Annotated in this window: 11 protein-coding genes and 1 pseudogene; 10 read left to right on the top strand and 2 right to left on the bottom strand. The window is 67.7% G+C overall.

What is annotated here, in order from left to right:
* Positions 1-38: 38 nt before the first annotated feature.
* A pseudogene (locus E0W60_RS31820) lies at positions 39-326 on the bottom strand (VapC toxin family PIN domain ribonuclease); the annotation flags it as partial.
* A 357-nt stretch (positions 327-683) separates the two neighbouring features.
* Positions 684-1,421, bottom strand: coding sequence for a FadR/GntR family transcriptional regulator (locus E0W60_RS31815; protein ID WP_240746028.1), 738 nt, complete (start codon positions 1,419-1,421; stop codon positions 684-686).
* Positions 1,422-1,684: 263 nt separating this feature from the next.
* Here E0W60_RS31815 and E0W60_RS31810 point away from each other — a divergent pair, with 263 nt between their 5' ends.
* The 10 genes from E0W60_RS31810 (at position 1,685) to lpdA (ending at position 12,973) form a co-directional block, all read left to right on the top strand.
* On the top strand, positions 1,685-2,932 hold the full coding sequence (locus E0W60_RS31810; RefSeq protein ID WP_135706830.1) for a branched-chain amino acid ABC transporter substrate-binding protein: 1,248 nt from the start codon (positions 1,685-1,687) through the stop codon (positions 2,930-2,932).
* 101 nt (positions 2,933-3,033) lie between these two features.
* A complete protein-coding gene (locus tag E0W60_RS31805; protein ID WP_135706829.1) occupies positions 3,034-3,975 on the top strand; it encodes a branched-chain amino acid ABC transporter permease in 942 nt (313 codons plus the stop codon).
* A gap of 2 nt (positions 3,976-3,977) precedes the next feature.
* A complete protein-coding gene (locus E0W60_RS31800; RefSeq protein WP_135706828.1) occupies positions 3,978-5,267 on the top strand; it encodes a branched-chain amino acid ABC transporter permease in 1,290 nt (429 codons plus the stop codon).
* Positions 5,264-6,022 carry an ABC transporter ATP-binding protein gene (locus tag E0W60_RS31795; RefSeq protein ID WP_135706827.1) on the top strand — a complete coding sequence of 253 codons (759 nt, stop codon included), beginning with the start codon at positions 5,264-5,266 and terminating at the stop codon, positions 6,020-6,022. Before E0W60_RS31800 ends, E0W60_RS31795 begins: the two co-directional genes overlap by 4 nt.
* Positions 6,019-6,735: an ABC transporter ATP-binding protein gene (locus E0W60_RS31790; protein ID WP_135706826.1), complete on the top strand. Its 717-nt coding sequence runs from the start codon at positions 6,019-6,021 to the stop codon at positions 6,733-6,735. Before E0W60_RS31795 ends, E0W60_RS31790 begins: the two co-directional genes overlap by 4 nt.
* Complete coding sequence (locus E0W60_RS31785) at positions 6,732-7,556, top strand: SDR family NAD(P)-dependent oxidoreductase (protein ID WP_135706825.1); 825 nt, start codon at positions 6,732-6,734, stop codon at positions 7,554-7,556. Before E0W60_RS31790 ends, E0W60_RS31785 begins: the two co-directional genes overlap by 4 nt.
* Positions 7,557-7,619: 63 nt before the next feature.
* Positions 7,620-9,809, top strand: coding sequence for an alpha-ketoacid dehydrogenase subunit alpha/beta (locus E0W60_RS31780; RefSeq protein WP_135706824.1), 2,190 nt, complete (start codon positions 7,620-7,622; stop codon positions 9,807-9,809).
* Between the two features lie 17 nt (positions 9,810-9,826).
* On the top strand, positions 9,827-10,315 hold the full coding sequence (locus E0W60_RS31775; protein WP_135706823.1) for a VOC family protein: 489 nt from the start codon (positions 9,827-9,829) through the stop codon (positions 10,313-10,315).
* Complete coding sequence (locus E0W60_RS31770) at positions 10,315-11,571, top strand: pyruvate dehydrogenase complex dihydrolipoamide acetyltransferase (RefSeq protein ID WP_135706822.1); 1,257 nt, start codon at positions 10,315-10,317, stop codon at positions 11,569-11,571. The genes E0W60_RS31775 and E0W60_RS31770 overlap by 1 nt, the downstream gene beginning before the upstream one ends.
* Before the next feature lie 10 nt (positions 11,572-11,581).
* Entirely contained in the window at positions 11,582-12,973 is a 1,392-nt protein-coding gene (gene lpdA / locus E0W60_RS31765; RefSeq protein WP_135706821.1) for a dihydrolipoyl dehydrogenase, read from the top strand.
* Positions 12,974-12,978 lie beyond the last annotated feature (5 nt).

Raw genomic sequence — 12,978 nt, 5'->3', positions numbered from 1 at the left:
CCAACCAACCAACCAACCCCGTGCTGGCTTCACGCGACCTAATGAAGCTTGGGCCGATGCGCCACACCAAAACGCACTGACAAATCGTCGAGACGCTTGTCCAGCGTCCATAGCTGCGCACCGGGTGTGATCAGAGTGGAAGCCAGCAATGAGACGTCCACCAGGCCGCAACCCAGTCCATACAATTTCTCGAGTTCGATAAACGCCATTACCTCTGCCAGGCTCGCCTGCTTGGCGGGCTGCAGCAGTCCGATGTCGCCGAGTGTCCGGGCGCGTGGGGCTGGGGGTGTCCCGCAAGCCAATTCCAACAGGACCATAGGGTGGGTCGTCCTCACTGGCCGCAGAACTTAAATAATTTCATCTTAGTGAAATAACTTGACGGGCGCCGGCAACGTCAAGGCTCACGGACACGGTGCCCTGCGAACTGTACTGCAGGCTTCGACAGTAATGGTCTCCCCTTGCACGTCGCTGGAGACGAAGCTTACCCACACGGGCGAGAATACGATCGATCCCACCGAGAACTTGCCTCAAACGATCAACGTAGACCAAACCGGCCGGAAATAAAGGCCTTGACTCGGCCGTCACACAATGTGCGGAGACCCGCAAATTCTGTCACTTCGGAATCTGCCTGGAACCCGCGCCGTATATAGAAGTGCCGGCGAGCCGCCCACAGCTGGCAATCTTCAACCCTTCAGATACATATTCAGCCGTTCCGCGGCGTTGCGCAGGTGGATTTCCGCGGCTGCCGCAGCGCGCGCCGGATCGCCGGCGGCGATGGCGTCATAGATGGCCTTGTGCTCTTGCTGCACGGCCTCGATCAGGTCTGCATGCTGCGCCTTGGTGTTGCTGCGTGCCTGCCGGATGACGCGCCTTGCCCCATGCTCCAGGTGCTCCGACAGCGCCCGGAAATGCGGGTTGTGCGTGGCGTCCACGATCGCCTGGTGGAAAGCAAAGTCCTCCTCATCGCCCAGCCGGTCGTTGGCGATCTCGTATTCCATTCCGATCAGTGCGCGCTTGATGCGCTTGAGGTCTTCCGGCGAGCGGCGCATGGCGGCGAACCGGGTTGCTGCCACTTCGATCGTCACCAGCAGTTCCATCACCATGGCCAGCGAGTCCTTCTCGTCAATGGTGACGTCCTGCATCCGAAATGCCTGCTTCTGGCTGCGCTCGGTGACAAACACGCCGCTGCCGGCCCGTGACGAGACCAGTCCCTCTCTCTTGAGTTGCGAGAGGGCTTCGCGGACCACCGCGCGGCTGCACGAGAACTGTTCGCAAAGATCGCGCTCGCTGGGCAGCCGGTCGCCGATTGCGAACTCGCCGGCCTGGATGGCTTGCGTGAGCCGCGACGCAATCTCGTCGGGCAGGTGCTTGGGCTCGGGGTAGAACGATGTCCCTTCCGCGCGTTTGGGTGTCTTCAGCACTTGGGCAGATCCTCTCGACGTCATGATTCTTCTCCCTCGGCCGGGCGCTCGGTTCCTTGCATGGATCGGTGTGTAACTGGTCTTACAGGTTAATGTAGCATGCCCCGCGCGCTACATTCCGGGAAATTGCTTTCCCCGTGGAAACCCTAGATCCGCCAATACGGCATTGACTGTGTTTGCCGGACTTCTTATATTCCACTGGTCTGACCACTTTTGATTGTTGTCAGGCCACTTCCGCCAGAACATCACAATAGGAGACAACCATGAGCGGTAGCCGTATTCCCAGTCGTCTTGTCGCTTGCGCGGCCCTTTCGCTGCTGGGGGGCGCCGCAAACGCGGCTCCGGTCAAGATTGCCATCGTCGAGACGCTGTCCGGCCCGCAAGCCTCTACCGGCCTGATGTTCCGTGCCGCTGCGCGCTACGCGATCGACAAGATCAATGCCGCCGGGGGCTGGAACGGCGAACCGCTGCAGCTGGTGGAGTACGACAACCAGGGTGGTCCCGCCGGCGCCGCCGACAAGCTCAAGGCCGCCATTGCCGATGGCGTGCAGATCGTGGTCCAGGGCGCATCGTCGGCGGTATCGGGCCAGCTGACCGAGGACGTGCGCAAGTACAACCTGCGCAATCCGGGCAAGGAGATCCTGTTCCTCAACGTTGGCGGCGAAGCGCTCGAGCTGACCGGCGAGAAGTGCCACTTCTACCATTTCAAGTTCGCCACCAACGCCGAGATCCGCGTCAAGGCGCTGGTCGGCGCGATGAAGCCGCTTAATGCGCTCGGCACGCGCGTGTACTCCATCAACCAGAACTATTCCTGGGGCATGGACATGGAGAGGGCGATCGCCAAGGACGCGGCCGCGGGCGGCTACCAGGTGGTGGAGAAGACGCTGCACGACGTCAACAAGGTGCAGGACTTCTCGCCTTACGTGGCCAAGATCGCCGCGACCAAGGCCGATACCGCGATGACCGGCAACTGGTCGAACGACTTGCTGCTGCTGATGAAGTCCACCAAGGCGGCGGGCCTCAAGACCCGCTTCGCCACGGTGTTTCTGGACCAGCCGGGCAATCTCGGCAACGCCGGCGAGGTGGCGCTCGGCCACTATGTCGCCCATCCGTTCAACGCGGAAGCGGGCGGCGCCGAGGGCGAGAAGTTCGCCAACGACTTCAAAGCCAAGGCCGGGCATCTGCCCGCCTATGTCGAGTCGCAGGCGGTGTTCGGCATCGAGATGCTGGGCCAGGCCCTGAAGACGGTCAAGCCCGAGAGCGGCAAGCTCAACGTCACCGCGCTGGCCAAGTCGCTGGAGAAGGCCACGCTCAAGGGGCCGCTGGGTGAGCTGAGCATGCGTGCCGACGACCACCAGGTGCTGCTGCCGATGGTGGTGTCGGTGGTCAGCAAGGATGCCAGGTTCAAGGTGGACGGCACCGACATGGGCTTCAAGCCGGTGAAGGCTTTCCCCGCCGCGGAAGCCGCCACGCCGCCGCAGGCCAGCTGCAAGATGCAGCGCCCGGCCTAGGCCTCTTCCCCCGCGTCCGCGGCCCGTCCGGGCCGCACCCGCCACGCGCGCACGGGCTGGTCCCGGCGCGCGGCGGCCCGGTTCGTCCCCAGGAAGCGCACATGGAATACTTCATCGTCTCGCTGCTCAACGGCGCCATCTACGGGCTGCTGCTGTTCATGGTCTCCGCCGGCCTGACGCTCATCTTCGGCATGATGGGCGTGCTCAACTTTGCCCATGCATCGTTCTACATGCTGGGTGCCTACCTTGCCTTTTCGCTGCAGGGCGTGATCGGCTTCTGGCTCGCCATCGTGGTGTCGCCGCTGCTGGTGGGACTGGTCGGCGTGGCCGTGGAGCGTTTTTTCCTGCGCCGTGTCCATCACCACGGCCATGCCCACGAGCTGCTGCTCACGTTCGGCCTGTCGTTCATCATCGCCGAACTGGTCAAGCTGTTCTTCGGCAACTTCCCGGTCGACTACCGGGTGCCCGCGTCGCTGGATTTCGCCGCGTTCCACGTGGGCGCGTCAACCTACCCGTTCTACCGCGTCTTCATGGGCATCGTGGCCGTCGCGATGTTCGTGGTCATCTACCTGCTGCTGACCCGCACCCGCGTCGGCATCGTGGTGCGCTCGGCCATCTATAAGCCGCGCATGGCCGAGGCGCTGGGCCACAACGTGCCGCTGGTGTTCATGGGCGTGTTCGGCATCGGCGCGGCGCTGGCCGGCCTGGCCGGGGCGGTGGCGGGCGCCTTCTATACCACCAACCCCAACATGGCGCTGGAACTGGGCGTGCTGGTTTTCGTCGTGGTCGTGGTGGGCGGCCTCGGCTCCCTGGAGGGCGCCATGGTGGCTTCGCTGCTGATCGGCCTGATGACGGCGCTGTCGGTCGGCGTCGACCGCAGCCTGGCCGACCTGCTGGCGCTGGTGGGCGCGGGCGACTGGGCCAGGGATGCAGGCGGGCTGCTGACCCTCAAGCTGTCCAGCCTGTCGGCAACGATCCCCTTCGCGCTGATGTTGCTGATCCTGTTGTGCCGCCCGTCCGGCCTGATGGGCGAAAAGGAGTAAGCATGCGTCATTCCCGCACGATCCTGCTGGCGCTCGCCATTGCCGCGCTGGTCGCCGCCCCCGCGGTGCTGTCGCCGTCGCTGGTCAACGCCACCATCCAGATGCTGATCGCGGTGCTGTTCGCGATGGCCTTCAATCTGCTCAGCGGACAGGGCGGCATGCTCTCGTTCGGCCATGCCGCGTACTTTGGCGTGGGTGCATTTGCCACGGTCCACGCCATGAACGTCGTGGGCGGCAACGGCCTGCTGCCCACGCCGCTGCTGCCGCTGGCAGGCGGCGCGGCCGGGCTTGCCATCGGCCTGGTCGCCGGGTGGTTTGCCACCAAGCGCACCGGCGTCTACTTCGCCATGATCACGCTGGCACTGGCCGAGCTGCTGCATGCGCTGGCGCCGCATATCAAGAGCTGGTTCGGCGGCGAAGCCGGCATCTCCACCATGCGCATGCCGGCCTGGGGCCTGACCTTCGGCGACAGCAACCAGGTCTACTACCTGACGCTGGCCTGGGTGCTGCTGTCGCTGGCGCTGCTCTACCTGTACACGCTGACGCCGGTCGGCCGCCTGACGCTGGGCCTGCGCGAGAACGCCAACCGGCTGCGCTTCCTCGGCTACGACATCCATCGGCTCGGCGTGCTGGTGTTCGCCATTTCCACGATGTTCTCGGGCATTGCCGGCGGCCTGCAGGCCATCAACATGGAGGCCGCCAACTACGTCGTGTTCGACGCCGGCGTCTCCGCGGCGGTGGTGCTCAACAGCTATATCGGCGGCGTCAAGGTCTTCCTGGGGCCGGCGCTCGGCGCGGCGCTGATGACCTTCTTCGGCTATGCGGTGTCCGACCTGACGCGCTCGTGGCTGCTGTACCAGGGCATCGTGTTCGTGCTGGTGATGCTGTTCATGCCGGCCGGCATCTCGGGCCTGCTGACCTGGTGGGTTGCGGGCAGCAAGATTTATGGCGCGCGCCGCCTGCTGCCGATCGCCGTCGCGTTCGTCGCCGCCACGCTGCTGCTGGCGGGCGGCACCGTGTTCGGCGTCGAACTGCTGCAGCGCTTCTTCTCGCAGGACTATCGCGCGCTGGCCGCGCTCAATGGTGGCGCGGGCTGGCCGCCGATCCCGCTGTTCGGCCGCGAATGGGCGCCGCTGTCGCCGCTGACGTGGCTGCCGCCCGCCGTGCTGGTCGGCGCGGGCGCACTGCTGGCGCACCGTGCCAGCCAGCGCTGGCAGCGGCTGCGCGAGGACGCTGACACCACGGACATCGCCGCCGGCGATGCCATCGAGGCCGGGAGGAACCCCGCATGACCGCATCCCCCATCCTGTCGCTGCGCGGGCTGCGCAAGTCGTTCGGCGACGTCGACATCATCCGCGGTGTCGACCTGGATATCGTGCCGGGCGAGCGCCATGCGCTGATCGGCCCCAACGGCGCCGGCAAGTCCACGCTGTTCCACCTGATCTCCGGGCGCCTGCCGCTCACGCGCGGCGAGATCCTGCTCGGCGGCAAACCGATCCATGGCCTCTCGCCGCAGGACATCAACCGCCGTGGCCTGGCCCGTTCGTTCCAGATCACCAATATCTTCGCCGGCCTGACCGTGTTCGAGAACCTGCGCCTGGCGCTGATGCGCCGGCATGGCCTCCAGTACACGCTGTGGAAGTTTGCCCACAAGGCGCGCGCGGTCAATGAGGAGGCCGCGCACCTGCTGGAGCAGTTGCGGCTCGCGCGCCGCGCGCAGGTGATTGCCGGGGAGCTGTCGTACTCGGAGCAGCGCTCGCTGGAGATCGCCATGACGCTGGCGTCCGATCCGCAGGTGATCATGCTCGACGAGCCCATGGCCGGCATGTCGCACGAGGAAACCAGCTACACCGCGGGGCTGATCCGCGAGGTCACGCGGGGCCGCACGCTGATGATCGTGGAACACGACATGGACGTGGTGTTCTCGCTCAGCGACCGCATCAGCGTGCTGGTCTACGGCGAGATCGTCGCCACCGGCACGCCCGACGAAATCCGCAACAACGCCCGCGTGAAGGAAGCCTACCTGGGCGAGGAGGTCAGCGTATGAACCCCGCACCGCTGCTGTCGGTGGAAAAGCTGCACGCGCACTACGGCAAAAGCCACATCCTGCATGGCGTGGACTTCCAGGTCGGCCAGGGCGAGGTCGTGAGCCTGCTCGGCCGCAACGGCGCCGGCCGCTCGACCACGCTCAAGGCGATCATGGGGCTGGTGCCGCCGTCGGCCGGACACATCCGCCTGCGCGGCCGCGACCTGGCTGGCGCACGCTCGTATGCCATCTGCCGCAGCGGCATTGCCTACGTGCCCGAAGAGCGCGAGGTGTTTGCCAACCTGACCGTCGACGAGAACCTGCGCATGGGCGAGCAGCGCGCGCCAGAGGGCGCGCCGCAGTGGACCGTGGCGCAGATGTTCGACTACTTCCCGCGCCTGAAGGAACGCCGCAATACCAAGGCCGGCAGCCTGTCCGGCGGCGAGCAGCAGATGCTGACGATGTGCCGCTCGCTGCTGGGCAACCCGCTGGTGATGCTGATCGACGAGCCCACCGAAGGCCTGGCACCCAAGATCGTCGCCGTGGTCGGCGAAGCCGTCCGCGACATCCACCGGCGCGGCGTCTCGGTGGTGCTGGTGGAGCAGAAGCTTGCCATCGCGCTCAAGGTGTCGAGCCGCGTCTGCGTGATGGGCCACGGCCGCATCGTGTTTGAAGGCACCCCCGAACAACTGACCTCCAACCCCCAACTACTCAAGGACTGGCTCGCGGTATGAACGCTCCTTCCCTTACCGGATTTCCCGATGCGCAAGCGTTTGCCCCGGCCCGCTACCCGGGCCTGGAGGGCAAGGTGGTGCTCAACACCGGCGGCGCCAGCGGCATCGGCCGCGCCATGGCCCACGGCTTCGCGCGCCACGGCGCGCGGCTGGTGCTGCTGGACCTGGATGCCGAAGGGCTGGCCGCCACCCGGAACGAGCTCGAGGCGGCCTTCCCCGGCGTGCAGGTGCTGACCGTGCAGGCATCGATCACCGACGACGAGGCGGTCGAGCGCGCGTGCGCAGAGGCCGAGGCGCGCTTCGGCCGCATCGACATCCTGCTCAACAACGCAGGCATCTCGATGAACAAGCCGTCGATCGCACTGACGCCGGCCGAGTGGCGCCGCACCATCGATATCGACCTCTCCGGCGTCTTCTACTGCACTCAGGCCGCCGCGCGCCGCATGATCCGCCAGAACGGCGGCGTGATCCTGAGCACGGCGTCGATGTGGGGCATGGTGTCGTCCGCCAACCGGCTGGCCTACTGCGCGGCTAAGGCCGGCGTGGTGTCGCTGACCAAGTCGCTCGCGGCCGAATGGGCGCAGCACAATATCCGCGTCAATGCCGTCTGTCCGGGCTATACGCGCACCGCGCTGACCGACACGCTGATCGAGCGCCGCGCGCTGGACGCCGAGGCGCTGATGGCGCGCACGCCGCTGCGCCGCTTCGGCACGCCGGAGGAGATGGCCGAGGTCGCGCTGTTCCTGGCGTCGGACGCGGCCGCGTTCATCACCGGCCACGCGCTGGTCTCCGATGGCGGCTGGACGGCCGACGGCTTCTGAGCCCGGGCGGCCCCGACTCGCACGACTCGCACGATCCGAACATCCTGAACCAAGGACTATTCCATGTCTGAATGCATCGCCCTGCAACCCGGCGCCGACTGGGTCGAGTTGCGCACCACGGAGGAAGACTGGGCCAACGCGGCCCCCGGCCTGCTGGGCACCATGCTGACCCACATGCACCTGATCCGCGGCTTTGAAGAAGCCGTGCTGGAGCTGGCCGCCGAGGGCCTGGTCCACGGGCCGGCGCACTCCAGCATCGGGCAGGAGGGCGGCGCGGCGGGCTCTATCGTGGGCCTGACCGGTGTCGACCAGGTCAACGGCTCGCACCGCGGCCACCACCAGTTCCTTTCCAAGGCCCTCGGCTACCTGGCGCCGCAGGGGCTGGATCCGGACGCGCCATTCTCCGCCCCCGTGCAGACGCTGCTGCAGCGCACGCTGGCGGAGATCCTCGGGCTGGCGCAGGGCTTCTGCAAGGGCCGCGGCGGCTCGATGCACCTGCAATGGGCCGAGGCCGGCGCGCTAGGCACCAACGCCATCGTCGGCGGCGGCGTGCCGCTGGCGGCGGGCGCGGCCTGGGCGCACAAGCATGCCGGCACCGACGCGGTGGCCGTGGCCTACTTCGGCGACGGCGCGGTCAATATCGGCTCGGTGCTGGAGACGATGAACCTGGCCGCCGCATGGAAGCTGCCGTTGTGCTTCTTCATCGAGAACAACGGCTACGCGGTCTCCACCACCGTGGCGGAATCGACCGCCGAGCCGCGCCTGTCGGCGCGCGGGCTGGGGTTTGGCATCCGCAGCTGGAAGGTCGACGGCATGGACCCGCTGGCCGTGCACCTGGCGATGCAGCAGGCGCTGGCCCATATGCGCGCCGGCCACGGCCCGGCCGTGATCGAGGCGGACGTGTATCGCTTCTTCCACCAGAACGGCCCGTTCCCGGGCAGCGCGTTCGGCTATCGCAGCAAGGAAGAAGAACAGCAGTGGCGCGCGCGCGACCCGCTCGAGCTGCTGGCGCACCGCATGCAGGCGCGCGGCCTGGTCACGGCGGAGCAGGTGCAGGCCCTGCGCGAGCGCGTCAGGGCAGCCATGCAGGCCGCCATGGCGGCGCTGACGCAGCCCGACCCGTCCGGCAAGCCGGGCAAGCGCATCATCCGCCCGGAACTGTGGCCGAGCCCGGACTTCCGCGACGTGGGCATCCGCAGCGAGCTGAAGGAGCTGGAAGGGCTGCGCTATGAAGAGCAGGAGAGCTTCACCGGCATGCTCGACACGCGCAAGTTCGTCGACGTGGTGGCCGACGTGATGGGCCGGCGCATGGAAACCGACCCCACGGTCGTGGTGATGGGCGAGGATGTCCACCGGCTCAAGGGCGGCACCAATGGCGCCACGCGCGGGCTGCGCGACCGCTTCCCCGAGCGCGTGCTCGGCACGCCGATCAGTGAGAACGCCTTTGTCGGTCTGGGCGGCGGCGTGGCGCTGGACGGCCGCTTCAAGCCGGTGGTGGAGTTCATGTACCCCGATTTCATGTGGGTGGCCGCCGACCAGGTCTTCAACCAGATCGGCAAGGCCCGCCACATGTTCGGCGGCGACAGCGACGTGCCGCTGGTGCTGCGCACCAAGGTGGCAATGGGCACCGGCTACGGCTCCCAGCATTCAATGGACCCGGCCGGCATCTTCGCGACCAATCCGGGCTGGCGCATCGTGGCGCCTTCGAACCCGTTCGACTACGTGGGGCTGATGAATACCGCGCTGGCCTGCAAGGACCCGGTGCTGGTGATCGAGCATGTGGACCTGTACAACAGTTCCGCGCTCGGCCCGGTGGACGACCTTGACTACTGCCTGCCGCTGGGCAAGGCCGCAGTGCGGCGCCAAGGCAGCGAGGTCACGGTCATCACCTACCTGTCGATGGTCGGCCACGCGCTGGAAGCCGTGGAGAAGACCGGCGTGGATGCCGAGGTGATCGACCTGCGCTGGCTCGACCGCGCCAGCCTGGACTGGGAAACCATTGAAGCCAGCATCCGCAAGACCAACAATGTGCTGATCGTGGAGCAGGGTGCGCGCGGGACCTCCTACGGCGCCTGGCTTGCCGACGAACTCCAGCGGCGCTGCTTCGACTGGCTGGACCAGCCCGTGCAGCGCGTCACCGGCGCGGAAGCGGCGCCGAGCATCTCCAAGGTGCTTGAGCGGGCGGCGGCGGCGCGCACCGAAGAAGTCATCGACGGCCTGCGCCATGTGATGCGCGAGAAGGGCCAGGCCTGAACCGGGGAGTCATGGAAATGAAGCTGAACATGGTGGTACCACTCGAAGTCGGCATCGCGGTCCGGGACCTGCCCCGCATGCGCCGCTTCTACGAAGACGTGCTGGGCTTCACCTTCGTCAGCGAGGTGGTGGTGCCGGCGGAGAAGTCGGTGCAGGCCGCGATGCATGCGCAGGGCTATACCGTCGTGCGCCTGCAGACCCCGTATGGCGAGCGCATCAAGCTGCTGGCGCCGCAGCGGCCGCCCGCCGCCGAGCCGGCGACGGCGTATATCCTGGACAAGGCCAATGCGTCGTACCTGACCTTCATCGTCGACGATATCCAGGCCGTGGTCGATGCGCTGGTAGCGCAGGGCGTGGAATGCATGACCGGTCCGCGCCGCGTCGAAGTCCGCCCCGGCACCTACCTGGCCTTCTGCCGGGATCCGGAGGGCAATGTGCTGGAGATCGTCCAGTACACGGACATCGCCGGCTATCGTCCCGACCTGTTTGCCAGGGGAGATGCCTGATGGCCGTCCTGCTGCGCATGCCCGAGGTGGCCGCCAATGCCACCCACGCCACCCTGCAGGCCTGGACCCGCCAGGAAGGCGACAAGATTGCCGTGGGCGACTGCATTGCCGAGATCGAGACCGACAAGGCGATCGTCGAACTCAATGCCGACACCGCCGGCACGCTCGGCCGGATGCTGGTCCGCGCCGGCCAGGAGGTGGAGGTCGGCGCGCCGATCGGCGTGCTGCTGGTCAATGGCGAGACACACGCGGATATCGATGCGCTGATCGCTACGTCCGGCGGCATCGCGGTGCCTGGGTCGCAGTCGCCGATGCCGGTTCCGGAGGCGGCCGTCGCGGCCGCCGTTGCAGAACCCGCCGCCGCGCCGGCCGGAGTCCCGGTGCGCATCTTTTCCAGCCCGCTGGCACGGCGGCTGGCCGCGCAACGCGGCCTCGATCTCGCCACGCTGGCGGGCAGCGGCCCGAACGGGCGGATCGTCAGGCGCGACGTGGAGGCGGCCCGGGCTGAGGCGCCTACCGCGACTTCCACCGCAACCCCCATCGCAACCCCGGCGCCGGTGCGGGATGCCGGCACCGAAGACTTCATCGAGATTCCGCACAGCAATATGCGGCGGACCATTGCGCGCCGGCTGGCGGAAAGCAAGTCCACCATCCCGCATTTCTACCTGTCGGTGGATTGCCGGATGGACCGGCTGCTGGCGCTGCGCGCCGAGATCAACGCCGGCGCCGCGCGCAAGATCTCCGTCAATGACTTCGTGGTGCGCGCGGTGGCCGTGGCGCTGCGCGAGGTGCCGGAAGCCAATGTGGCATGGACCGACACCGCGATGCGCCAGTTCCGCAGTGCCGATATCGCCGTGGCCGTGTCCACCGACACTGGCCTGATCACGCCCATCGTACGCGCGGCCGACAGCAAGCCGCTGTCGGTGATCAGCGCAGAGATCGCCGAACTGGCGGCGCGGGCGCGCGCGGGCCAGCTGCGCCCGGACGAGTACCAGGGCGGCAGCTTCAGCGTCAGCAACCTTGGCATGCATGGCGTGGCCGAGTTTTCCGCCATCATCAATCCGCCGCAGGCGGCCATCCTGGCGGTGGGGGCCACGCAGCCGGTGCCGGTGGTGCGCGACGGCCAGGTCGAGGTGGCCCAGGTCATGCGCTGCACGCTGTCGGTCGACCATCGCGCCATCGACGGCGCGCTGGCGGCGAAGTGGCTGGCTGCGTTCCGGCGCCTGCTGGAAAACCCGCTGGCGATGCTGGTCTGAAGGGGGCGCGATGACATCTTCGTTCGACCTGGCCATTGTCGGCGGCGGGCCCGGCGGCTACGTGGCCGCCATCCGCGCTGCGCAACTGGGTATGCGCACCGCCGTGATCGAGAAGGCCGCGCTCGGCGGCATCTGCCTGAACTGGGGCTGCATCCCGACCAAGGCGCTGCTGCGCTCGGCCGACGTGCTGCGCCTGGTGAGGGAAGCCGCGGCCTATGGCGTCACGGTGGCCGAGCCCCGGGCGGACGTCCCGGCCATGGTGGCGCGTTCGCGCGCGGTCGCGGCGCAGCTCAACAAGGGCGTGGCGCACCTGATGAAGAAGCATGGCATCACCGTGCTCAATGGCCATGGACGGCTGGCGGGCCAGGGCCGGTTGCAGGTGCGCGGGGCCGACGGCCAAGCCAGCACCGTCGGCGCCGGCCATATCGTGCTCGCCACCGGCGCCCGCGCGCGGCCGCTGCCGCAATTGCCGGTCGACGGCAGCACCGTCTGGAGCTACCGCGAGGCGCTGGCGCCACCGGCGATCCCGCGCCGCATGCTGATCGTGGGCGCGGGGGCGATCGGCGTCGAGTTCGCGAGCTTCTATCACGCGGTGGGCGTGCAGGTCACGCTGGTCGAGATGGCCGAGCGCATCCTGCCGACGGAGGATGAGGAGATTGCCGCGCAGGTGGCGAGCCAGCTCCGGCGCGACGGTATCGCCATCCACGCCGGCACGCGCCTGGAAGGGGCCCAACGCGGTGCGTCCGGGTGGACGGTGACGCTGGCCGGCGGCGCATCCACGCAGTTTGAGACCGATGTGGTGCTGGTCGCGGCCGGCATCGTCGGCAATGTCGAAGAGCTCGGCCTGAAAGGCACCGGGGTCCGGGTGGAGCGCACGCATATCGTCACGGATGCATTCGGCCGTACCGGTGAGCCGGGCGTCTACGCCATCGGCGACGTGGCCGGCCCGCCGTGGCTGGCGCACAAGGCCAGCCACGAAGGCGTGATTTGCGTCGAGAACATCGCCGGCCTGCAGCCGCACCCGCTCGACCCGCGCCGGATCCCGGCGTGCACCTACAGCCATCCGCAGGTGGCCAGCGTCGGCCTGACCGAAGCGCAGGCGATCGCGGGGGGCCACCGCGTGCGTGTCGGCAGGTTCCCGTTCTCGGCCAACGGTAAGGCCATCGCGATGGGCGCGACGGCCGGGCTGGCCAAGGTGGTGTTCGACGAAGGCAGCGGCGAGCTGCTGGGCGCCCACATGGTGGGCGACGAGGTGACCGAGATGATCCAGGGCTACGGCATTGCGCAGGCCCTGGAGACCACCGAGGCCGAACTGATGTCCGCCGTGCTGCCGCACCCGACCCTGTCCGAGGCGATGCACGAGGCCGTGCTCGCCGCCTACGGCCGCGCTCTGCATATCTGAATCGA

Source organism: Cupriavidus oxalaticus (genome assembly GCF_004768545.1).
GTDB classification, from domain to species: Bacteria; Pseudomonadota; Gammaproteobacteria; order Burkholderiales; family Burkholderiaceae; genus Cupriavidus; species Cupriavidus oxalaticus_A.
The sequence above is the reverse complement of the archived record's forward strand: the minus strand, read 5'-3'. Positions and strand labels throughout refer to the sequence as shown.